Annotated in this window: 15 protein-coding genes; 13 read left to right on the plus strand and 2 right to left on the minus strand. The window is 70.0% G+C overall.

Going from position 1 to position 23886, the window contains the following annotated elements:
* Position 1 precedes the first annotated feature (1 nt).
* The 6 genes from ACVCL3_RS12870 to ACVCL3_RS12895 all read left to right on the plus strand — a co-directional run bounded on the left by ACVCL3_RS12870 (position 2) and on the right by ACVCL3_RS12895 (position 13143).
* Positions 2-6487 carry an amino acid adenylation domain-containing protein gene (locus ACVCL3_RS12870; protein WP_447101496.1) on the plus strand — a complete coding sequence of 2162 codons (6486 nt, stop codon included), beginning with the start codon at positions 2-4 and terminating at the stop codon, positions 6485-6487.
* A 216-nt stretch (positions 6488-6703) separates the two neighbouring features.
* Positions 6704-7966, plus strand: a complete 1263-nt coding sequence (locus ACVCL3_RS12875; RefSeq protein ID WP_447097928.1) for an O-antigen ligase family protein — start codon at positions 6704-6706, stop codon at positions 7964-7966.
* Complete coding sequence (locus ACVCL3_RS12880; protein ID WP_447097929.1) at positions 7963-9513, plus strand: oligosaccharide flippase family protein; 1551 nt, start codon at positions 7963-7965, stop codon at positions 9511-9513. The genes ACVCL3_RS12875 and ACVCL3_RS12880 overlap by 4 nt, the downstream gene beginning before the upstream one ends.
* Positions 9510-10880: a phenylacetate--CoA ligase family protein gene (locus ACVCL3_RS12885; protein WP_447101497.1), complete on the plus strand. Its 1371-nt coding sequence runs from the start codon at positions 9510-9512 to the stop codon at positions 10878-10880. Before ACVCL3_RS12880 ends, ACVCL3_RS12885 begins: the two co-directional genes overlap by 4 nt.
* Complete coding sequence (locus ACVCL3_RS12890) at positions 10877-11998, plus strand: glycosyltransferase (RefSeq protein WP_447101498.1); 1122 nt, start codon at positions 10877-10879, stop codon at positions 11996-11998. Before ACVCL3_RS12885 ends, ACVCL3_RS12890 begins: the two co-directional genes overlap by 4 nt.
* Positions 11995-13143 carry a glycosyltransferase gene (locus tag ACVCL3_RS12895; RefSeq protein ID WP_447101499.1) on the plus strand — a complete coding sequence of 383 codons (1149 nt, stop codon included), beginning with the start codon at positions 11995-11997 and terminating at the stop codon, positions 13141-13143. Before ACVCL3_RS12890 ends, ACVCL3_RS12895 begins: the two co-directional genes overlap by 4 nt.
* A gap of 17 nt (positions 13144-13160) precedes the next feature.
* Here ACVCL3_RS12895 and ACVCL3_RS12900 read toward each other — a convergent pair whose 3' ends face one another.
* Both ACVCL3_RS12900 and ACVCL3_RS12905 read right to left on the minus strand, forming a co-directional pair.
* Positions 13161-15266 (minus strand): NAD-dependent epimerase/dehydratase family protein, encoded by a 2106-nt coding sequence (locus ACVCL3_RS12900; protein WP_447101500.1) that lies wholly within the window; start codon positions 15264-15266, stop codon positions 13161-13163.
* A 25-nt stretch (positions 15267-15291) separates the two neighbouring features.
* Complete coding sequence (locus tag ACVCL3_RS12905; RefSeq protein WP_447101501.1) at positions 15292-16455, minus strand: glycosyltransferase; 1164 nt, start codon at positions 16453-16455, stop codon at positions 15292-15294.
* Positions 16456-16702: 247 nt separating this feature from the next.
* Between ACVCL3_RS12905 and ACVCL3_RS12910 the strand changes: the two genes are divergently transcribed.
* The 7 genes from ACVCL3_RS12910 to ACVCL3_RS12940 all read left to right on the plus strand — a co-directional run bounded on the left by ACVCL3_RS12910 (position 16703) and on the right by ACVCL3_RS12940 (position 23883).
* Complete coding sequence (locus ACVCL3_RS12910) at positions 16703-17377, plus strand: polysaccharide deacetylase family protein (protein ID WP_395120368.1); 675 nt, start codon at positions 16703-16705, stop codon at positions 17375-17377.
* A complete protein-coding gene (locus ACVCL3_RS12915; RefSeq protein WP_447101502.1) occupies positions 17374-18540 on the plus strand; it encodes a hypothetical protein in 1167 nt (388 codons plus the stop codon). The genes ACVCL3_RS12910 and ACVCL3_RS12915 overlap by 4 nt, the downstream gene beginning before the upstream one ends.
* A gap of 70 nt (positions 18541-18610) precedes the next feature.
* Positions 18611-19543 carry a methyltransferase domain-containing protein gene (locus ACVCL3_RS12920; protein ID WP_447101503.1) on the plus strand — a complete coding sequence of 311 codons (933 nt, stop codon included), beginning with the start codon at positions 18611-18613 and terminating at the stop codon, positions 19541-19543.
* A gap of 271 nt (positions 19544-19814) precedes the next feature.
* Complete coding sequence (locus ACVCL3_RS12925; protein ID WP_447097938.1) at positions 19815-20879, plus strand: glycosyltransferase family 2 protein; 1065 nt, start codon at positions 19815-19817, stop codon at positions 20877-20879.
* Positions 20880-20917: 38 nt separating this feature from the next.
* On the plus strand, positions 20918-22066 hold the full coding sequence (locus ACVCL3_RS12930; protein ID WP_447107233.1) for a GNAT family N-acetyltransferase: 1149 nt from the start codon (positions 20918-20920) through the stop codon (positions 22064-22066).
* Positions 22067-22081: 15 nt separating this feature from the next.
* Complete coding sequence (locus tag ACVCL3_RS12935; protein WP_447097940.1) at positions 22082-23077, plus strand: polysaccharide deacetylase family protein; 996 nt, start codon at positions 22082-22084, stop codon at positions 23075-23077.
* The gene (locus ACVCL3_RS12940; RefSeq protein WP_395120362.1) at positions 23074-23883 is read left to right on the plus strand and encodes a glycosyltransferase family 2 protein; all 810 of its coding nucleotides are present in this window, start codon (positions 23074-23076) and stop codon (positions 23881-23883) included. Before ACVCL3_RS12935 ends, ACVCL3_RS12940 begins: the two co-directional genes overlap by 4 nt.
* Positions 23884-23886 lie beyond the last annotated feature (3 nt).

The following is a 23886-nucleotide window of genomic DNA, read 5'->3' on the forward strand; positions in this document are numbered from 1 at the left end:
GATGAGCATCGGAACCCCAGCCAGGGACGCGGCGCTCGCCGTCGACTACGACCCCTTCGCCGACGGCACGCTGTCGCGCGTGGTGCCCAGCACCGAGCCGCAGCGCGAAATCTGGCTGGCCGACCAGCTCGGCGCCGAGGCTTCGCTGGCCTACAACGAATCGGTCTCGCTGCACTTGCGCGGCGTGCTCGATGCGGCCGCGCTGCACGCGGCGTTGCAGTCGCTGCTGGATCGGCACGATGCGCTGCGCGCCAGCTTCGGCCCGGATGGCGAAGCCCTGTGCATACGCGAGCAGGTGAGCTTCGAGCTGCCGTTGCTCGACCTGTCGGCCGCCGATCCGGCGCGGCGCGAGCAGGCCGTGGCCGAGCGTCGCGCCGCGGTGGTGGAAACCCCGTTCGCGCTGGGCCGCGATCACCTGCTGCGCGGCGAGTTGCTCCGCCTGGCGCACGACGAGCACGTGCTCATCCTCACCGCCCATCACATCGTCTGCGACGGCTGGTCGTGGTGGGTGCTGGTGCGCGAGCTGGGCACGCTGTACGCGCAGCGGCTCGGCCACGCGGTGGAGGCGCTGCCGCCGGCCGAAGCGTTCGCCGACTACGCGCTGGCCCAGGCCTGCCAGCCGGATGCCGCATACGCGCAGGACGAGCAGTACTGGCTGGCGCGCTTCGCCGGCGAGATCCCGGTGCTCGACCTGCCCACCGATCGCCCGCGCCCGGCCCGCCGCAGCTTCGGCTCCGCTCGCGAGGACTGGACGCTGGATGCGGAACTGGTCGCGGCGATCCGCCGCCTCGGCGCGCGCCAGGGCGCCAGCCTGTTCGCCACCTTGCTGGGCAGTTTCGCCGCCTTGCTGATCCGGCTGGCACACCAGTCGCGGGTGGTGATCGGCATCCCCACCGCCGGGCAGGCGATCGACGGCCACGACGCCCTGGTCGGCCACTGCGTCAACACCTTGCCGCTGCTGTTCGAGCCGGACCTGGACCGGCCCGCCGCGCTGGCCATCGAGCAGGCGCAAACCACCTTGCTCGACGCGCTGGAACACCAGCGCCTCACCTTCGGCAGCCTGCTGCGCAAGCTGCGCATCGGCCGCGACCCTTCGCGCCTGCCGCTGGTCAGCGTGATGTTCAACATCGACCAGGCGCTGGACCACGAGGACTCGGCGTTCCCCGGCCTGCAGCTGGAATTCGCCAGCAATCCGCGCCGCTACGAGAACTTCGAGCTGGCGATCAACGCGGTGCAAAGCCATGGCGAGCTGCGCCTGGAATGCCAGTACAACCGCGAGTTGTTCGACGGTGCCACGATCCGCCAGTGGCTGGGGCACTACCAGACCCTGCTGCAGGCGATGGCCGCCGACGACGACACGGCGTTCGGTCGGCTGCCGCTGCTGGCCGACATCGAGCAGCGCAAGGTGCTGGAGAAGTTCAATGCCACCCACGTCGACTATCCGGCCGGGCAGTGCATCCATGAACTGATCGAGGCGCAGGTGGCGCGCACGCCGCAGGCGATTGCCGTCAGCCATGAAGGCGCAACGCTGAGCTACGCCGGGTTGAACGAGCGGGCCAATCGGCTCGCCCATCACCTGCGCGCGTCCGGCGTGCGCCCCGACCAGCGCGTGGCGATCTGCGCCGAGCGCTCGCTGGAGCTGGTGGTCGGCCTGCTGGCCATATTGAAGGCCGGCGCGGCGTACGTGCCGCTCGACCCGGAATATCCACCCGAGCGCCTGGCCTGGATGCTGCAGGACTGCGCGCCGGCAATGCTGCTGACCCAGCAGGCGCTGGCGCCGCGGTTGGCGCCGCTGGCGCCGGCCGTGCCGCCGTTGGCGCTGGACCAGGCCGCGCCGGCATGGGCCGAGTGCGAGGCGTCCAACCCGCTCGCGGCGGCAAACGGCCTGCACGACCGCCACCTCGCCTACGTGATCTACACCTCCGGCTCCACCGGCCTGCCGAAGGGTGCGATGAACGAGCATCGCGGCGTGGTCAACCGGCTGCGCTGGATGCAGGAGATGTTCGCCGTCGATGCACGCGACGTGGTGCTGCAGAAGACGCCGTGCAGTTTCGACGTCTCGGTGTGGGAGTTCTTCCTGCCGCTGATGAGCGGCGCGCGGCTGGTGATGGCGCGTCCCGGCGGCCATCGCGATCCGGCCTACCTGGCCGACACCATCCGGCGCGAGCAGGTCAGCACGATCCATTTCGTGCCTTCGATGCTGCATGCCTTCCTCGACCACGGCGATACCGCGGCGTGCGCCGGCCTCAAGCAGGTGATCTGCAGCGGCGAGGCGCTGCCGGCGACGCTGGCCGCGGCGTTCTTCCGCCAGTTGCCCGACGTCGGCCTGCACAACCTGTACGGCCCGACCGAGGCGGCGGTGGATGTCACCGCGTGGGCGTGCGTAGCCGGTGATGACGCATCGAGCATTCCGATCGGCCGCCCGGTGGCGAACACGCGCATCTACATCCTCGATGGCTACGGCCAGCCGGTGCCGGTGGGCGTGGCCGGCGAGATCTTCATCGGCGGCGTACAGGTCGGTCGCGGTTACCTCAACCGCGAGACGCTGACCGCCGAGCGCTTCGTGCCAGATCCGTTCGCCCATGACGCCGACGCGCGCATGTACAAGACCGGCGACCTCGGTCGCTGGCGCGCGGACGGCAACATCGAATACCTCGGCCGCAACGATTTCCAGGTGAAGCTGCGCGGTTTCCGCATCGAGCTGGGCGAGATCGAACACCGCCTCGCCACGCACCCGGCGGTGGCGCAGGCGGTGGTGCTGGCGCGCGAGGATCGCCCCGGCGACATGCGCCTGGTTGCGTACATTGCCGGCGCGGCTGGCGCCAGCGCCGATCCGGCGGCGCTGTCCGCGCACCTGCGCGCGAGCCTGCCCGAGTACATGGTGCCGGCGCATTACGTGATGCTGGCGGCAATCCCGCTGTCGCCCAACGGCAAGGTCGATCGCACGCGATTGCCGGCACCCGACACGGCGGCGGGCAGCGGAGCACGCGAACAGCAGGCGCCACGCGATGAACTCGAACAGCGCGTGGCCGCAGCGATGGCCGCGACGCTCGGCGTGGACGCGCCGGGCGTGGACGACAACTTCTTCGACCTGGGCGGCCATTCGCTGCTGGCCTCGCGCTGGATCGCCCGGCTCAATCGCGAACTGGGGTTGACCCTGTCGTTGCGTGCCGCGTTCGACGCCCCCAGCGTGGCCGCGATGGCGGCGGCGATCCGCGCGCTGGGCGCCGATCCGGCCCAGGCCCGCCCGGCGCCGCCGTCGATCCCGCGGCTCGCCGATCGCGGCACCGCGCCGCTCTCGCTGATGCAGCAACGCGTCTGGTACCTGGAGCAGCTCAATCCCGGCCAGGTGGTCTACCACGCGCCGTCCGCGCATCGCCTGCGCGGGCCGATGAACGTGGCGGCCTTCGAACAGGCGCTGCGCGACATGGTGCGGCGCCAGCCGACCTTGCGCACGGCGATCGAGCTGGACGACAAGACCGCGGTCCAGCGCATCCATGCCGAGCTCGAGATCGCGTTGCCGCTGGAGGATCTTTCCGGCGTGGACGCGGCCGGGCGCGAGGCCGTGCTGGCCCGGCGGCTGGAGGAGCTGATCGCCGAGCCGTTCGACCTGGGCACGCCGCCGCTGTTCCGGGTGCGGCTGTTCCGGCTCGCTGCGGACGAACACGTGTTCTTCTTCATGCCGCATCACGTGATCTGGGATGGCTGGTCGTTCGACCTGCTGTACGAGGAGATGTCGGCGCTGTACGCCGCGCGTGCCGCCGGCCGGGAACCTGCATTGCCGCCGCTGGCGGTCGAGTACGCCGATTTCGCCGCGTGGCATGCGCAATGGATGCGTGGCGACGAGCTGAAGCGCCAGCTGGCGCATTGGCGCAAGCGCCTGGCCGGCACGCTGGAGCCGCTGGCGTTGCCGGTCGATCGCCCGCGTCCGCCGCGCATGAGCGGCGCCGGTGCCACCGAGTGGATCCATCTGCCGGCGGACCAGGCGGCGGGCATGCGCCAGCTCGGCCAGCAGGGCCAGGGCACGCTGTTCATGGTGTTGCTGACCGCCTGGTGCGTGCTGCTGCATCGGCTCAGCGGGCAGGGCGAGGTGATCGTGAACACGCCCGTGCGCGGTCGCGACACGCCCGAGCTGGAACGGGTGATGGGCTTCTTCGTCAACGCGCTGCCGCTGCGCGTGCAGCTGGAAGACGGCGCCTCGTTCCTGGACGCGCTGCAGGCGGTGCGTGGCGTGGTGCTCGATGCGTTTGCCTGCGCCGACGTGCCGTTCGAGCAACTGGTGATCGACCTCGACCTGCGCCGCGACGACAGCCGCCCGCCGCTGAGCCAGGCGATGTTCTCGTTCCAGGACGTGCGCCTGCGCCCGGGCCGCTGGGGCGAGCTGGAACACCAGAACATCCCGGTATTCCAGCACGGCGCGGCCGACGACGTCGGGCTGTGGTTCATCGAGCACGCGCAGGGACTTTCCGGCGGCCTCACCTACAACACCGACATCTTCGACGCCGCCAGCGTGGCGCGCTGGATCGATTACCTGCGGCAGATCCTGGCGCAGGCGGTGGCCTCGCCGCAGCGCGCGCTGGGCGACATCGAGCTGATGGACGCGGCGGAACGAACGCAAGTGCTCGTGGAGTGGAATGCGACCGCGGTGGACTACGACCGCACGCTGGGCCTGCCCGCGCTGATCGAGGCGCAGATGCGCGCCGCGCCGCAACGCATCGCTGCCGAGTGCGGTGGCGAGCGCGTCGACTATGCGTGGCTCGACCAGGCCAGCCGCAACCTCGCGCTGGCGCTGGGTCGTCACGGCCTCGGTCGCGGCGACCGCGTGGGCATCTGCGTGCCGCGCAGCCTGTCGATGCTGGTGGCGGTGCTCGGCGTGTTGCGCAGTGGCGCCGCCTACGTGCCGCTGGACCCCACCTTCCCGCCGGATCGCCTGCACTACATGGCCGAGCATGCGCAGCTGCGCCATGTGCTGGTCACCGACGCGGCACTGCTGCCGGCGGCGGTCGCCGAAGGTCGCGAACTGCTCGACGTCGACGCACTGGCCGCGCAGCCGGCGGGCGAGGGCAACTTGCCGCCGGTGCACGGCGACGACACCGCCTACGTGCTGTACACCTCCGGCTCCACCGGCAAGCCCAAGGGTGTCGCCGTGCTTCACCGCAACCTGGTCAACTTCCTGCTGGCGATGGCGCGCGAGCCGGGTTTCACCCGGGACGACACCGTGTGCGCGGCCACCACGCTGTCGTTCGACATTGCCGGGCTGGAGCTGTACCTGCCGCTGACCGTGGGCGGGCGCGTGGTGATCGCCACCGACGAGGAGCAGCACGATCCGAACCGGATGTGGGACCTGATCGAGCGCAGCGGCTGCAACGTGCTGCAGGTGACCCCCTCGGTGCTGCGCCTGTTGCAGGATGCCGGGCGGGATCGCGCGCTGGATCAGCTGCGCCTGTTCGTCGGCGGCGAAGCGCTGCCGTCGGCACTGGCGCGCAACATGGCGGGGCGCTGCCGCGAGCTCTGGAATCTGTACGGCCCCACCGAGACCACGATCTGGTCCAGCGTGGCGCGAATCCGCCCGGATCTCGATACGGCCCCGCTGGGCAAGCCGATCGCCAACACGCGGATCTACGTGCTGGACGCGCAGGGTAGGCCATTGCCGCCGGGCGTCATCGGCGAGATCTGGATCGGCGGCGATGGCGTGGCCGCCGGCTACCTGTTCCAGCCCGAGCTGACCGCCGAGCGCTTCGTCGACGATCCCTTCGTCGGCGGCACCGCGCGCATGTATCGCAGCGGCGACCTGGGTGCCTGGCGCCATGGCGTGCTGCATTTCCACGGGCGCGTCGACCACCAGGTCAAGCTTCGCGGTTTCCGCATCGAGCTGGGCGACATCGAGGCCGCCGCCGACAGCCACCCGGCGGTGCACGAATCCGTGGCGGGGGTGCGCCGCTTCGGCGACAACGACCTGCGCATGGTGCTGTACGTGGTGATGGACGGCGACGTCGAGGCGGGTGCCCGCGAGCTGCGCGAGCACCTGCGCCAGCGCCTGCCCGGCTACATGCTGCCGCAGCACATCGAGACCCTGGCGCAGCTGCCGAAGACGCCCAACGGCAAGATCGATCGCAAGCAACTGCCCGAGCCCGTCGCCGCGGCGGTCGTGGCGCAGCAGCGTCCCGGCCGGCAGGCCGGGCCCGCGACCGACGCGATGAGCGATGCGCGCGAACTGTATCTCGCCGGCCTCTGGCGCGAGCTGATCGGCGTCGAGGAGATTCGCCGCAACGACAACTTCCTCGACCTCGGCGGGCACTCGATGCTGGCGGTGGAGTTCGCCAGCCGGGTGCGCAAGGAGACCGGCGTGAGCCTGCGCCTGCTGAACGTGGTCACCGGCACGCTGGCATCGCTGGCCGCCGAGCTGCCCGAAGCCGGCGCGGGTTCGCCGCGACCGGCGGAAGGTTCCCTGTGGTCGCGTCTGCGCAAGCGCCTCGGAGGGGGCTGAGGTGCGGGCTCGACGAGGGGCGTGCGCGGAACGTGCACCGTGCCAGCCTGTCGCCCGCGGCGACTGCTACCATCGTGTCAGCCCCGCCGACGGTGCGGGGCGGGTTGGCGAGCGAATGCACGCGTGCATCCGTCCATGGGGCGCGGCACCGATCGTGATGGCCTGGCTCAGTCGTTTCTTCACCCCGAGTCACGCGCTCGATCCTGATCACGCCGCATGTTCACATTAAGCCTTCTCTACCTCGCGCTCACCATCGTCCGGCCACAGGATTTCTTGCCCGCGCTGGAGGGCATTCCGCTGTTGCCGGTGGTGCTGCTGCTGGCTTTCGCGGCGTGGATGATCCGTGCCGGCAAGAATTTCGACGCGCCGCAGTTCCTGCTGTTGCCGGTGTTCCTGCTGGTAGGCATGGTGTCGATGGTCGCCAACCACTGGTTCGGCGGCGCGCTTGCGCTGCTGGAGAGTTTCGGCCCCATCGTGATCGCGTTCTTCGTCTTCGCCTCCGCCTGCACCACGCAGCGCCGGGTGACCATCGCGATGGCGGTGTTCGTGCTGTGCGCCTGCGTGCTGGCCCAGCACAGCATCGTGCAGGCGAACACCGGCATGGGCTGGACCGGCGTACCGCTGGGTGAGGACGGGCGCGTGCGCTACGTGGGCATCTTCAACGACCCCAACGACGTGGGCCTGCTGTTTGCCGCCACGCTGCCGATGGCGTTCTTCCTCAGCAGCGGGGGCGGTTTCCTGCGCCGGATCTGGTGGCTGGCCGCCGCGGGCCTGCTGCTGTACGGCATCTACCTGACCAATTCGCGCGGCGCCATGCTCGCGGTGCTGGTGGTCGGCGGCATCTTCGTGTGGCGACGCCGCGGCATGTTCACCGCCGGCGTGCTGGGCGTGCTGGGTTTGCTGGTGATGCGCCTGCTGTCCTCGCGCATGCAGGAGCTGGACCCGGACGAGTCATCGGCGTTTGGTCGGGTGGATGCCTGGTACGAGGGCATGCACATGTTCTTCTCCAACCCGCTGCTCGGCGTCGGCCCCGGCAACTTCACCGACTACAATCAGCTCACCGCGCACAACTCCTGGGTACTGGTGCTGGCCGAAACCGGGTTTCTGGGCTACACCCTGTGGCTGGCATTCACCACCTACGGCTTCTGGATGATGATGACCGTGATGCGCCACCAGCCCGAAACGGCCGTCGAGTCGGCGCAGGCCGGCACGTGGCAGGGCGAGCGGGCGATCGCGTTCACCCTGCTGTTGTCGCTGTACGGGCTGTTCTCCGCGGCGTTCTTCCTCAGCCGCAGCTACACCGTGGTGATGTACCTGCTGGTCGCGCTGGTGGTGGGCCATTACATGGGCGCGCGCCAGCGCTGGCCGGGCGTGCCGCTGCTGCGCCTGACCGATCACTGGATGCGCTGGCTGGCCGTGTCGGTGGCCACCATCGTGGCGTTGTACGTCATCACCACCATCTTGCTGATCGGCTCATGAGCATTCGCAGCGGCGCCTTGCGCAACACCCTGTTTTCCTCGATCGGCATCTACGTCGAGTACTCGCTGGGGATGCTGGCGGCGATCCTGATCGCGCGCCAGCTGGGACCGCAGCATTACGGCATCTACGGCCTGTTCATCTGGTTTGCCGCGATCGGCGTGGTGGCGACCAACTCGGGCATCACTACCGGCGTGATCAAGTTCGTCGCCGAGCTGCGCGGCGCCGACCAGCACGAGCTGATCGTGCCGGTGGTGCGTTACCTGCGCCGCATGCAGATGTGGCACCTGCTCGCGGTGATGGCGCTGGCGCTGGCGCTGTACCTGCTGTTCGGCGCACGTTTCGCCGCCGACCTGCGCGTGACCGAGTTCGTCATGCTTGCCGCCGCCGTGGCGTTGCGCGCGCCGTACATGTTCAACATCGCCGTCGCCAAGGGTTTCGAGGCGTTCGACGCCACCGCCAAGGTCAGCCTGATCTCCGCGCCGCTGAACCTACTGATGGTGGCGGCGGCGATGCTGATGGGGGCGTCGATCTTCTGGTTCCTGGTGGTCTACCTGATCTCCGGCGCGGTGTTCCTGCTCACCTCGCGCCACCAGGCGCGGCGCCTGCTGGCGCGGCATGCCGGCGCGGGGGCGGTGCCCGAGGTGTTGCAGCAGCGGGTGCGCCGGCACCTGCGCATCGTCTCGGTCACCATCATCCTGGGCTTCCTGATCGCCAGCGACGTGGAGATCCTGTTCCTCAACCTGTTCGACAGCGCCGCTTCGGCGGGCTATTTCAAGGTCGCCTACCAGCTGGCGACCGGGATCATGCTGCTGGTGCCGGGCGTGTTCGGGGCGGTACTGCTGCCGATGATGGCCAAGGCGCAGAGCCAGGGGCGCGAGGCCGGCGGCCGGCGCTTCGTCGCCGTGACCAGCTATCTCGCCCTGCTGGCGGCGCCGGTGGTGGCCTTCGGCGGCACCTTCGCCGGCGCGGTGATCGGCCTGCTGTATGGCGCGACCTATGCCGCCGCGGCGCCGGTGTTCGGCTGGTGCCTGTTCGCCTGCGCCATGGGCACGGTGACCCAGGGCGCCACCAGCCTGCTGGTCAGTGCGGATCGGCAGAACGTGGTGCTGATCCTCACCATCATTCTTGGCGTGCTGAAGATGCTGCTTGATTACGTGCTGATCGCGCGGTTCGGTCTGTACGGTTCGGTGGCGGCCATCGTGATCCTGTTGTTCGTCATCGCCGCCTCCTACCTGACCATCGGCATCCGCATCAGCGGCGTGCAGTTGGAGTGGCTGCGGCTGCTGCGCATCGTGCTGGCCGCGGCGCTGGCCGCCGGGCTCGCCTCGCTGGTCCACGCGGCGCAGCTGGGGCCGATCCCGACCCTGCTGCTGGGCGCGTTCGTGCTGACCGCGTCCTACGCGCTGCTGACCCTGTTGTTGCAGTGCTGGAGTCGCGCCGACATTGCCCAATTGCAGAGCCTGCACCAGCGCTACGCCGCCGGTCGACCGCGTCCGCTCGGCCGTCTGCTGGCGTGGGCCGGTGCGCGCGCCTGGGGGGATCCATGAAGACATCGTGGTACGAGAAGGCGTTTTCCCGCGTGCTCTACCCGCTGTGGGAGAGCGGCCTGCGGCGGCGGCACACGCTGGCCTACCTGGCCGACTACCAGCGCGACCAGTGGCTGGCGCCGGAGCAGATCGCCGCGCTGCAGTGGCAACGCCTGAAGCGGTTGCTGGAGCACTGCGAGCAGAAGGTTCCGTATTACCGGCAGCGCTGGCGCGAGGCCGGCATCGCCGTCGCCGACATCCGCAACCTGGATGACTACGCGCAGCTGCCGGTGCTGACCAAGGCCGACATCCGCCAGCACTTCGACGCGTTGCAGGCCGAGGGCTGGCACGACCGCGTGCTGACCAAGGCCACCGGCGGCTCCACTGGTGACCCGCTGCGTTTCGGCTACACCCGCGAGAGCTACGAGCGGCGCACCGCAGTGATGTGGCGCGGCTACGACTGGGCCGGCTCGCGCATGGGCCGGCGCACCTTGTTCGTGTGGGGCGGGGCCGTGGGCACGCCGAACCGCGTCCAGCAGTTCAAGGATCGCGTGTACAACGCGGCGTTCGCCCGGCGCGTGCTCAACAGCTTCGGCATGACCGAGGCCAACATGGCCGGCTACGCCGACGCGATCGACGACTACCGCCCGCAGGTCATCGTCGGCTACGTCGGCCCGCTGGTGCGGCTGGCGCAATGGCTGCTCGACACCGGTCGCCGCGTGGCCGCGCCGCGGAGCATCATCGGCGCCGCGGAGTCGCTGCACGAGTTCCAGCGCGAGATCATCGAGCGTGCATTCGGCTGCCCGGCGTACAACACCTACGGCTGCCGCGAGTTCATGCTGATAGCCTCCGAATGCGAGCGTCGCGAAGGCCTGCACGTCAACGCCGATCACCTGGTGGTGGAGTTGCAGCGGCACCCCGGTGCGCCCGTCACCGAACCGGGCGAGGTGGTGATCACCGACCTGTTCAACTACGGCATGCCGTTCGTGCGCTACCTCAACGGAGACGTCGCCACCGCGAGCGACCACGTCTGCAGTTGCGGTCGCGGCTTGCCGCTGCTGCAGCGCGTGGATGGCCGCCTGCTCGACGCGATCCGCACCCCGGCCGGCCACCTGCTGCCCGGCGAGTTCTTCCCGCACATGCTCAAGGACGTGCCGGGGCTGGTGCGCTTCCAGGTGGTGCAGCGCCGGCTCGACCAGCTCGAACTGTCGCTGGTGCGTGGTCCCGGCTTCGACGAAGCCTCGCTCGCCTACATCCGCCGCGAGCTGGCCAAGGTGGTCGGCGACAGCCTGCAATTGAACGTCCATTTCGTCGACGACATCCCGCTCACGCCCAGCGGCAAGTGGCGCGTGTGCATCTCCGAACTGCCGGCCGCGCCCGCGGCATGAACATCGTCCACGTCGTCGAGAACCTCAACCGCGGCGGCCTGGAACGCATGGTCATCGACCTGGTGACCATGCAGCAGCGGCAGGGTCACCGCTGCCGCGTGGTCTGCCTGTTCGAAGCCGGCGCGCTGGCGCACGAGCTGGACGCCCAGGGCATTCCCGTGCACGCCTGCGGCAAGCGCCGCGGGCCGGATCTGCGCGCCCTGCTGCGCCTGCGCCGCGCCCTGGCGACACCCGCCACCGAAGTGCTGCACACCCACAACGCGGTGGCGCACTACCACGCGGTCTGGGCCAGCACCGGGCTGGGCATCGGCCGTGTCGTCAACACGCGCCACGGCATGGGCGCCAACCGCAACTCGCGCCGGCGCGAGGGCCTGTATCGACGCGCGCTGGCGCGCACCGATGCGGTGGCGCTGGTGTGCGCGGCCGCGCGCGACGACGCCGTGCGCCGCGGCATCGTGCCGCCGGGCAAGGCCTGCGTGGTGCCGAACGGCATCCGCGTGGAACAGTTTCTGTCCGCTTCTTCCGACCATCGTGCGCGCCTGCGCGAGAGGCTGGCGCTGCCGCCGCAGGCGCGGCTGATCGGCAGCGTGGGCCGGCTCAACTGGACCAAGGATCAGGCCAACCTGATCCGCGCCTTCGCCGTGGTGCGCCAGCGCGTGGCCGATGTCGTGCTGCTGCTGATCGGCGACGGCGAACTGCGCGCCGAGCTGGAGCAGCTTGCCGCTGCGACGATGCCGGGCGGGAGCGTGCGCTTTCTCGGCGATCGCAGCGACGTGCGCGAACTGCTCCCCGGGCTCGACCTGTTCGCGCTGTCCTCGCTCAGCGAGGGTTATTCGATGGCCTTGCTGGAAGCCTGCGCCAGCGCCCTGCCCATCGTCGCCACCGCGGTGGGCGGCAACGGCGAGATTGTGCGCGAGGGCGTGAATGGCAAGCTGGTGCCGGCCGCCGACGCGGAGGCGCTGGCCGCGGCGATGATCGCGCTGCTGGAGGCGCCCGCGACCGCGCAGGAACTCGGCGCGCACGGGCGCGCATGGGTCGAGGCGGAAGGCTCGCTGGAGCGCATGGCCGCGCGCTACGAATCGCTCTATCGCGGCGAGCGGGAGCCGGCCGGCGCATGAAACTGCTGATCACCACCAACCTGTTTCCCACGCCGTGGGACCCGCTGCGCGGCGCGTTCAACCGGCAGCAGTTCGAGCGCCTGGGCCAGCGCCACGAGGTGCACGTGCTGACCGCGGTGGATTTTCGCGAGCGGCTGGGCGGCGTGCGCGGCACGGTCGACGTGCCCGGCCTGCGTCGTGACCACTTCACTTTCGTGTTTCCGCCGGGACTGCGCTCGCTGCATGCCGGGTGCTGGTTCGCTTCGCTTTGGCTGCAGCACGGCCGGCGCCTGCGCGCGGAGAAGTACGACGCGATCCTGGCCAGCTGGGCCTATCCCGACGCGGTGGCCTCGGGCTGGCTGGCGCGCCGGCTGGGCGTTCCCTACGTGGTCAAGGTGCACGGCAGCGACCTGAACGTGATGGCCGAGGGTGCGTTGCGCCGGCCGCAGATCGGCGCGGCGTTGCGCCGTGCGGGCGCAGTGGTGGCGGTGAGCCAGGCACTGGCCGACAAGGCGGTGGCGCTGGGCGCGGACCCGACGCGGGTGCACACGATCTACAACGGCGTCGATGCGCAGCGGTTCTCGCCCGGTTCGCGCGAGGCGGCGCGACAACGTCTGGGCCTGGGCGCCGAGCAGCCGTTGCTGCTCTACGTCGGCAATCTGAAATCGACGAAGGGTTGTCTGGACTTGCTGGAGGCGTTTCCCGCCGTGCTGGCGCAGCGGCCGCAGGCGGCCCTGGTCTACGCCGGCGCCGGCGCCTGCCGCGACGAACTGCTCGCGCGGGCCGCCGCCCTGGGCTGCGCCGAACGCGTCAGCCTGGTCGGTGCCGTGCCGCATGCGCAACTGGGCGACTGGTTCCGCGCCGCTGACCTGCTGTGCCTGCCCAGCCACAACGAAGGGGTGCCGAATGTGGTGCTGGAGGCGATGTCCTGCGGCATCCCGGTGGTGGCCAGCCGGGTCGGCGGCATCCCCGAAGTGCTGCCGGAGTTTGCCGGCATGCTGGTGCCGGTGCGTGATCCGGCAGCGTTGTCCGCCGCCTTGCTGGAAGCCACCGGCCGGGCATGGCAGGGCGAGCGCATCGTCGAACACGCGCGGGGCTTTCGCTGGGACGACAACGTCGACCGGCTGGAGCGGGTGTTGTGCGAGGTCGCTGCCGGTCACTCGTGACCCGCGGGGCGGGTCGGTCAGGCGTCGTCGGCTTTTGTCGCTGGCGCGTTGTCTGTTTGCGCGTTCGTCGCGAACATCCGCTCGAAACCCTTCTGCAAGCCGATGCGCGGTTCCCAGCCCAGTCCGCTGCGTGCCGCACTGATGTCGAAGTTGGCCAGCGGGCGCAGCGAGCGGACCCGGTAGCGGGTCAGCGGCACGCTGCGGTGAAGCAGCTTGCCGAGCAGTTCCACACCGGCAGCCAGCGCCATGAACACGCCGGTGGGCACGCGCAGCAGCTTCAGCTCGTCGCCCAGCTTGCCCTTCACCCTGGCCAGGTAATCGCCCTGGGTGACGATCTGCGGGTCGACCACGTTGAAGATCCGGCCCGTCGCGGCGGGTGCCTGCGCGGCCAGCAGCAGCGCGTCGACGACATCGTCGACGTAGACCAGCGGCAGAGTCTGCTGCGCCGGGCCGACCGCGATCCAGCGCCCGGCCAGCGCCAGCGTGCCGTTCGGGGTCACGCGCTCGGCCCCCGGCCCCACGATCTGGCCCGGGCGCACGATCACCGCCGGCAGCGCGCGCTCGCGGATCGCGTCGCTGACGATTCCTTCGGCGGTGAGCTTGGTCTGGGTATAGGCGCCGCGGCGGTCGGGCCAGGGCTCGAACGCCGAGTTTTCGGTGACGGCCACCGCCGGATCGCGGCCGGCGTGGTCGAGCACGCTGAGCGAGCTGACGTAGACCAGCCGCTCCACCGCATGCCTGGCGCAGGCGTCGACCACATTGCGGGTGCCCCACACGGTGCCCGCCTCGAAGTCGCCGGGGCCGCCGCGCATCGCCGCGCCGACGTGGTAGACCACGCGCGCGCCCTGCACGGCATGGTCGACGATCGCCGGATCGCCCAGATCGCCCACCACCACCTGGATGCCGGCGCTCTCGGCGGCCGGGTCGGCCCGGCGCACCAGCACGCGCACCGATTGCCCGCCTGCACGCAGCGCGGCGACCAGCGCGCGGCCGAGGAAACCGGCGGCGCCCGTCACCAGCGCGTCGACCGGCGCCAGCGGCACGATGCGCGCGGCCAGTTCGTCGCGCCGTTCGCGATCCGCCTGCGCGCACACCGTTTCCATCAGCGCGACATGGCGGCGGCCTTCCTCCGCGCTGATCGGCGGCGTGGTGCCCTCATGCAGCGCCTGCGCAAATGCCTGCGCGCCGTGCTGGATGCCGGGCGAGGGGCGCAGCCGGCCGGTGGCGAAGCGCAGCACGTTCCACGGCACGCGCACCACGTCGCGCAGGGCGTTGGTGAAGGCGGTGAGCACGATGCCGATGAACTTCGGGCCGGGCAGCACGCGCTTGATCCGGCAGATCTGCAGGAAACGGTCGGCCTCGATGATGCCGCGCGTGCCCTGCACGATGATGCGGTTCTGCATCGGGCGGATGTTCCACGACAGCAGCAGCCGGCCGACGCCGTCCGCGCATTGTGCGCGGGCATCCCATTCGTCGAACTTCAGGTTGGTGCTGCGGCCGCTGGAGCGATAGCGCACGTCCAGCTCGCCGATCGGGCCGAGGAAGGATTCGAGCACGTACAGGCCGTGCACGCCGAGGTCGCGGAACGGATACGAGCCCTGCTTGACCATGCCCGGCAGCGGGCCGCCCGCGTACGGCGGATAGTCCGAGCTGCGCAGCACGTCGAAGCTCAGCACCTCGCCGATGCGCCCGGCCTTGACCCAGGCCTGCGCCTGCATCACCACCGGATCGAAATGGTCGGAATGGTCGACCGACAGCAACAGGCCCTTGTCGCGCGCCTTGGCGATCATCGCATCGCACTCGGCGACGGAGTCGGCCATCGGCTTCTCCACGAACACGTGGCAGCCCATGTCCAGCGCCTGCAGGGTCAGCGGCGCGTGGCTGGACGGCGGCGTGAGCACGTACACCGCATGCGGGTGGCGCTCGGCGAGCCGGGTGAAGTCGCCGGTGACGAACTCGATCCCGAAGCTGGTGGCCAGCGCCTGCGCGGCCTTGGTGTCGATGTCGCAGATGCCCACGATCTCGACGAACTCGAGCCGGCGCAGCGCGGCGATGTGGTGGCGCGCCACGTAGCCGGCACCCACGATGGCGATGCGCAGCTTCCCTTCGATTCCCGCGTTCATCCTGTCCCCTGTCGTTTCCACTGATTCATGCCTGCTTGCGTGCAAGCGCCGATGATACTTCGCGCAACACCTCGTCCACGCGGTTGTCCCACGTTTGTCCGGCCACCGCGGCCACGCGCGCGTCGGCTGCCGCCGGCGTGTCGTCCCGCAGCGCCCGATCCAGACCGTGCAGGAAGCCGTCCCGGTCCGCCGCGATCTCGACCCAGCGCGCGAACTTGTCGATCTCCGGCTGGCTCACGCTGACCACCGGCTTGCCGGTGGCCAGGTACTCGCGCACCTTCAGCGGATTGGCGTTCGCGACCTGGCGGTTGTGCCGGTACGGGATGATCGCCACGTCGAATGCCTTGGCCCAGCGCGGCAGCTCGCGGTACGGCTGCGCGCCGACCAGCCGCACGTTGTCCAGCGCGCGCAGGCGCGACACGTCCACGGCGGCGTGGCCGACCAGCAGGAAGCTCCACTGCGGGCGCTCGCGCGCCAGCCATTCGATCAGTTCCAGGTCGATCCATTCGTGAAGGGAGCCGAAATAGCCCACCACCGGGTGGACGAGCTCCCGCGCCGCGGCCGGCACCGCCGTGGCGGGGTCGCGCGCCTGGCCGAACAGGGCCGTGTCGACGCCATGGGGCGAGAAGCGGGTGGCTGGGTTGATGGCGCGCTTGGCCTCCAGCAGCGCCGGCGGGGCGACGAAGACGAGGTCGGCACGGCGGGTCAGATCGAGGTCGCGTGCGGCGATCAGTTCGCTGTCCACGCCCGGGTGCGCCGCGTAGTCGTCGATGCAGTAGTACACGCACAGGCGCTCGCCCAGTTGCTGCGCCAGGAAACCCGGGTGCGGCACCGCGAACCAGGAGATCGGCGTGACGTCGCCCAGCACGCGCATGGCGCGGCGCACCGCCCAGCGGCCGAACACGCGGTTCAGCCAGTCGACCCCCGGCACCCGCCGAAACGGCAATTGCGGCACGGTGCAATGCCACAGGTTGGGGCGCACCGGCACCGGCGCGCGCAGGGCCGCGCGCAGCTTGCGCCAGGCGCGGCGCAGGTCGCGCCCGCTGGCCTGCGGCGCGCGCATGCCGGGCGAGTCGACGTACAGCAGCGGTGCGGCATGGGCCAGGCGTTCGGCCACGTGATGGCTGCTGGTACGGTTTTCCGCGTACCAGTCGTTGCCGAAGTAGATCAGGCCATATCCCTGCAGCACGCGTCTCTCCGCGGATCGCAAACGTGGGTGTGTGGGCCGGCGCCGTAATCCCCGCGCGGCCGCCCGAAGGACGGCGGACATGCGAAAATCGCCCGGCTTAGTGCCGAATGAAGATATCCTGTGCGTCGGATTCGGATGGCGGCAGCAGCCCCTGCGCACGCCATCGACGACAAGGGTGGATTATGCCTGCAAGCAAGGATTTCTGCCGGTGCCGGCACAGCGTGCGCGGCAGCGACGGATGGTCGCCATGATCGGCTGGTTGAAGCGCATGCGGTTGCTGCGTTGCCTGCCCGCTGCGGTGGTACTCACCGCCATGCCTCCCGGCGGCGCCCGCGAGCTGTACCTCAGCTTCGATGACGGCCCCGACCCGCAATACACGCCGGCCCTGCTCGACCTGCTGCGGCAGCACCAGGTGCGCGCCACGTTCTTCCTGATCGGCAGCAAGGCCGAGCGCCACCCGCAGCTGGTACGGCGCATGCTGGACGAGGGGCACCGGCTGGGCAACCACTCCTGGAGCCATCCGGATTTCAACCGGCTGTCGCTGGCCGGGATGATGGACGAGATCGACCGCACCGACCGGGTGCTGCAGGCGTTCGATGGCGTGCGCCACCACGGCGTGCGCCCGCCCAGCGGCGCGTTCTCGCTGGCGCTCACGCTGCGCCTCGCGCGCGAGCGGCGACGCCTGCTGTACTGGTCCTACGACAGCCTCGACTACCAGCACCGGCCGCCGGCAGAACTGGTGGCGGCGATGCGCGCGCAACCGCCGCGGCCGGGCGACGTGCTGCTGATGCACGACGACAGCGACTGCTGCACCCGCATGCTGGAGACGCTGCTGCCGCAGTGGCGTTCCGAGGGTTTCGAGTTCCGCCCGCTGCCCACCGGCGCCGACCTGGGCGCAACGGCTGAAGGAGTGCACGCATGATCGTCGCTTGGCTGATCGCGGGTTTGCTGGCGCTGTGCGCGATCGCCGTCACCGTGGCGATCCGCGCGCGCAACATGCAGTACTGGCTGGGCGGCTACCTGCGCCGCCGGCGTCCGCCGGCGGTCGACGGGCCGATCCACGTGATGTTCTGCTTCGTCGACCATTTCGAGCCGGCCTGGGGCAAGGTCGACCTGGCCACCCAGCGCGCGCGCGTCGACCGCTGGTGCCGTGACTACCGCGCCCTCGCCGCGATGCACCGCGACGCCGACGGGCGGATGCCGCAGCACACGTTCTTCTATCCGGAAGAGGAATACCTGGAAGAACACCTGGACAAGATCGCCGCGCTGTGCGCCGAGGGCTACGGCGAGATCGAGATCCACCTGCACCACGACAACGACAACGAGGCGAACTTCCGCCAGACCATCGAGCGCTTCAACGCGCTGCTGCACGAGCGCCACGGCGCGCTGCCACGCGACCCGGCCAGCGGCCAGCTGCGTTTCGCCTTCATCCACGGCAACTGGAGCCTGGACAACTCGCGCGCCGACGGCCGCTGGTGCGGCATCAACAACGAGCTGATCCTGCTGCGCGAACTCGGCTGCTACGCCGACTTCACCCTGCCGTCGGCGCCCAGCGACACGCAGACGAAAACCAGCAACGCGATCTACTACGCCACCGACGACCCGCTGCGGCCCAAGTCGCACGACAGCGGCGTCCCGGTGCGCGTGGGCGGCACGCCCAGCGGCGACCTGATGATCGTGCAGGGGCCGCTGGGGCTGAACTGGCGCGAGCGCAAGTTCGGCGTGCTGCCGCGGATCGAGAACGCGGACGTGCGCCGCGGCTGCCCGCCCACGCCCGAGCGGGTCGACGCGTGGGTGAAAACCGGCATCCACGTCGAGGGGCGGCCGGAGTGGGTGTTCGTCAAGGTCCACACGCACGGCACCCAGGAGCGCGACATGGACACCCTGCTCGGCGACGCCGCGCAGCGCATGCACCAGCACCTGGAGCGCACCTACAACGACGGCAAGCGCTACGTGCTGCACTACGTGACGGCGCGCGAGACCTACAACATCATCAAGGCTGCCGAGGCCGGGCATCGCGGCGACCCGCATGCGTTCCGCGATTTCCTGCTGCCGCCGCCACCGCATCGGCTTGCCGGGGCGTAGCGGCGCCGCGCTCGCGCGGATCACCGCGGCGTGGTCCCGGCATCATCTCCGTCCTCGAAGGAGGAAACAGATGGACTGGCGCACGAAGGGAATGCTGCAGAAGGTGCTCGGCGTGATGCCGGGCGGCGCCGCGGTCCACTACCAGCTGCAGCGGCGGTTCGGCGGGCTGCGCGACTTCGATCGCGAGTTCGACATCAAGATCGACGACTGGCGGCTGATGGCCAACCAGCTGCGCGAAGTCGGTGTGCCGATGGCGGGCGCGCGGCTGTTCGAGATCGGCAGCGGCTGGTATCCGACTTTTCCGTTGTGCTGTTTCCTGGCGGGCGCGCGGCGCGTCGTCACCGTCGACCTCAACCGGCACCAGCGCCGGGATCTGGTGCGCGCCTGCGCCCGGGGCCTGGAGCGGCATGTCGCCCTGATCGCCGAGGTGGCCGGCGTCCCCGTGGCCGAGGTCCGGCAGCGCCAGCAGCAGCTGGCCGGCGCACTGGAGAGGTCAGCCGATCTGGCCGTGGCCACCGCGGGCGTGGTGGACTATCGGGCGCCGGCGGACGCTGCCCGCACCGGGCTGCCGCCGGACCGGATCGACTGCGTGTTCTCCAACAGCGTGCTGGAGCATGTGGCGCCGGAAGCCATCGGCGGCATCTTCCGCGAGGCCAGGCGCATCCTGCGCCCCGGCGGGATCATGTTCCACTCGGTCAACTGCGGTGATCACTACGCCTATGTCGACTCCCGCATCACCCAGCTCAATTACCTGCAATACACCGATGCGCAGTGGCAGCGCTGGAACAATGCGTTCCTGTACCAAAACCGGCTGCGCGCCGACGTCTTTGTCGAGCAGGCCGAGGCGGCCGGTTTCGCCATCGTGACCCGGGTGAGCTCGCCCCCCGCCAGGCGCCTGCGCGAGCTGGCGGAACTGAACATCGCCCCGCAGTTCGCGTCGATCCCGGCCGAACGCCTGTGCATCACCTCGATCGACTTCATCGCGCGCAAACCCGCCGCCTGAGCGGGTCCGTGAAGGCCGCCTGCCGGGCGCCCGGCAGGCCTTCCGATCCGCCCGGGGAAAGCGTGAAACGCCATGTCTGGCGATGCGGAAAACGCATACAATGACGCTACTTCCGGCGCCAGGAGTGCGGCCGCGGAAGCTGCGACGCCTCGGGCAGCCGGACGGATCAGGCAGACAGCGCGCCGCGGCTGCGTGATCCGCGCGGCAAGCGTGGGGTGGCGGCGAGTCGAAGCTTCAAGTGGTCACTGGATGCAGGAGCGGTCGGGTACCCATGGCACTGGTCAGCGTAGTCATCCCCACTTTCAACCGGGCCTATTGCCTGGCGCGCACGCTGGACAGCGTGCTCGCGCAGACGCATGCCGAACTCGAGATCCTGCTCGTCGATGACGGCTCCACCGACGAGACGCCCGAACTCGTGCGCCGGCGCTATGGCACCGAGCGTCGCGTCCACTACATCGCGCAGGCGAACGCGGGGGTCGCAGCGGCGCGCAACCACGGCATCCGGCTTGCACGCGGCGAGTTCCTGGCGTTGCTCGACTCGGACGACGTCTGGCAACCGTGGAAGCTCGAGCTGCAGCTGCGCTGCCTGCGGCAGTTTCCCGAGCTCGGCATGGTCTGGACCGACATGGAGGCGATCGACCCGAACGGGCGCGTGTTCAACCACGCGTACATCCGCAGCATGTACAGCACCTACGCACTGTTTCCCCAGGATCGGCTGTTTCCGCAGAGCGTGCCGCTGCGTTCGGTCGCGCCGTCGATGGAGGCGGTGGTCGGCGCGGCATCCTTGCGCATGGGCATGATCTTTTCGCAGATGATCATGGGCAACCTGGTGCACACCTCCACCGTGCTGATCCGCCGCGAGCGGCTGGAAAAGGTGGTGGCCTTCGACGAGACCCTGCGCTATTCCGGCGAAGACTTCGATTTCCACCTGCGTACCTGCCGCCACGGGCCGGTAGGTTTCCTCGACCTGCCCACCATCCAGTACCAGCGCGGCATGCCCGACCGCCTGACCCGTTCCGAATACCGCATCCATACCGCCACCAATTTCCTGCGCACGATCACTCCCTTCATCGAGTCCGCGCGCAGCGAGATCCACCTGCCCCGGCGGATGATCGAAGGCGCCCTGGCCGATGCCCACGAGTGGATCGGGGAGCTGCAGTTCGAGGCGAATGACATGGCGGCGGCGCGATCCCACCTGTTTGCGAGCATCCGCCATCGCTGGTGGCAGCGGCGTGCCTGGGAGCTGTTCGTGTGCTGCTACCTGCCGGCGGTGCTGCGCGGCTGGCTCCGGGCGCATCGCCGGCATCTGCGCCAGCGCACGGTTGCCTCGCCATGACCCTGCCCCCGGTGGCGCCGGGTACACCGGAGCCCGCGGTGACTGACGATTCGCACGGCCCGGCACCGACGCTGCGCATCATCGGGGACGTCGCCGCCTGGGACGCGATCCGCGCGGCCTGGGATGCACTGCACCAGGCCAGCCCCACGGCCTCGACCCCGCTGGACTTTGCCTGGTTGCGCCATTGGTGGGACGTTTACGGCCCCGTATATGGCCAGGGCGGTCTGCGCATCATCACGTTGTGGCGGGGGTCGCGCCTGGTCGGCGCGCTGCCGCTGTACCTCGACGTGGGTCGCGGCGGCTGGCTCGGGGTGCGCTGCCTGCGCTTCCTCTCCACCGGGGAAGAGGAGTTCGAGGAGGTCTGCGCCGACTATCTGGACCTGCTGCACCTGCCCGGCGAGGACCGGGCCTGTGCGCAAGCCGCGTGGCGGGCGATCGACGCCATGGCCTGGGATACCCTGGAGCTGCTCGATCTCTCCGAACATGCGGCCCTGTTGCGCTGGCGCAGCGACTTCCCTCGCCACGCCCGCCTGCAACTGTCGTCGCGCGGGGCCTGCCCGATCGCCTGGCTTGGCGACGGCTTCGAGGCTTACCTGGACAGCCTGTCGCCCAAGACGCGCAAGCACGCCCGCCAGTACCTGCGCGACACCGAGCGTGCCGGCATCGTGGCGGAGCTGGCCGATGCCGCCACGGCCGACCGTCATTTCGACGATCTCGTGCGCGTCCACCAGGAGCGCTGGGTGGCGGCCGGTGAACCGGGTTGCTTCTCGGCGCCACGTTTCACCGAGTTCCATCGCGGCCTGGTGAGGCGGTGGACGGCAAGCGGGCGCGTGGTGCTGGCGCGGTTCTCGCACCAGGGAAGGATCTTTGCCGTGCTCTACGGTTTCGTGACCGGGCGCAAGTTCGACCTGTACCAGTTTGGCGTGGCGCCGCTGGATCCCGGTGTGGTCCGCAGCTCGGGTACCGCGGCGAACCTGCTGCTGATGCGGCAGCTGGCACAGGGCGGCATCTCCCACTACGATTTCCTGCGGGGCGTCAGCACGTACAAGAAATCGCTGGCCACTGAACAACGCCAGCTGTTTTGCGCGACGTGCCGCAGGCATACGGCGCGCGCACTGCTCGACCGCCTGCGTCAGCTGTGCGTACGCGCAATCCGCCGCTTCATCAAGCTGGTTTCGCCGGGCTGAGCGCGGGGTGCTCCAATGAAAAAGGCCATCGCGTCACACCTGCTCTGCCGCAGCGGTTTGCGCCGGTTGCTGCACCGGACCGTGCGCTGGTCCGGCGTGCTCGCGCTCAACTACCATCGCATCGGTGATGCGCTGGGTACGCCGTTCGATCGCGGCCTTTGGAGCGCCAGCGCGGAGGCGTTTGCCGAGCAGGTCCGTTTCTGCAAGGCACAGCTGGAGATCATCGGCCCGGCCGACCTGCCGCGGGTACTCGCCGCCCGGCGCGGCCGCTACGCCATGATCACGTTCGACGACGGCTACCGCGACAACTACGAGACGGCGTTGCCGATCCTGCGTGGCGAAGGCGTGACCGCCACCTTCTTCGTCGCTACCGGTTTCATTGACGCGCCCAGCCTGCCGTGGTGGGACGAGATCGCCTGGATGGCGCGCACCAGCCGGCGCGAAGCGCTGCAGTTGCCGGCGTGGTTCGATGCGCCGATCCACTTCGACGAGCCGGAACGGGAAGCGGCGGTGCGTCGGCTGCTGCGCAGGTACAAGGAGATGCCGGCGCAGGACACGGTCGCGTATCTCGATGCCGTGGCGGACGCCGCAGGCACCGGCCGTGCCGATACCCGCGCCGGCGATGCGCTGTGGATGGACTGGGACATGCTGCGCGATATGCAGGCAGCGGGCATGACCATCGGCGGGCACACGGTGCATCACCCGGTGTTGTCGCGCATGTCGGCGCAGGGTCAGCGCGACGAGATCCAGGGTTGCGCGCGCCGGCTCGCCGAGGAACTGGGTGCGCCGATGCGCTGCTTCAGCTATCCGGTCGGCAACCGGGGCGCGTTCGACCAGATCACCCGCGACTGCCTGCGCGAAGCGGGCGTGGAGCATGCCTTCAGCTACTACGGCGGGCACGCCCGCTACGATCGCTGGGACGCCTACGACATCCCTCGCGTGGCGGTGGAGACGGAGCTGGACACCGACTGGTTCCGCTCCCTCGTGACCTTGCCGCAGCTGTTCGCGTGACGGCCGCGCCGACGACGACCGCTGTCCCGACGCCCGCGCTGGGCGGCGATCTGGTCAGCGTGGTGATGCCGGTGTACAACGCCGCGGCGTGGTTGCCGCGGGCGGTGGAGTCGGTGCTGGCGCAGAGCCATCGCAACCTGGAGCTGGTCGCGGTGGACGATGGTTCGCACGACGATTCGCTGGCGATCCTGCAGGGCTTTGCGCAGGCCGACGCGCGCGTGCGCGTGCAGCGCCAGCCGGCGAACGGCGGCGTGGCCGCTGCACGCAACGCCGCGCTGGCTGTCGCCCGCGGCAACTATGTCGCCTTCCTCGACGCCGACGACTGGTGGCACCCGGCCAAGCTGGAGCGGCAACTGGCCAGCCTGCGCGCCAGTGGCGAGCGCATCAGCTACGCGGCGTACTGGCGGGTGGCGGAAGACGGCCGGGTGCTCAGCCGGGTGGACCCGCCCGCGCGGCTGGAGCATCGCGACATGCTGGCCAGCAATTTCATCGGCAACCTCACCGGCCTGTACGCGCGCGAGCTGGGCGACGTGCCGTTTCGTCGGATCGGCCACGAGGACTATGCGTTCTGGCTGGAGCAGGTTCGCCGCGCCGGCGCGGCGGTGCGCGCGGACAGCGCCGAACCGCTGGCCTGGTATCTGGTGCGCGAGTCGTCGCTGTCGGCCAACAAGCTGCGCGCGGCGCGCTGGCAGTGGACGATCTATCGCCAGGTCGAGAAGCTCGGCTTGCTGCGCGCCTCGCTGTGCATGCTGCGCTACGTGTGGCACGCCTTCGCCAAGCGCAGGCGACCGCGCCGATCGCCCTGACCG

The organism is Rhodanobacter sp. UC4437_H4, from assembly GCF_052978425.1.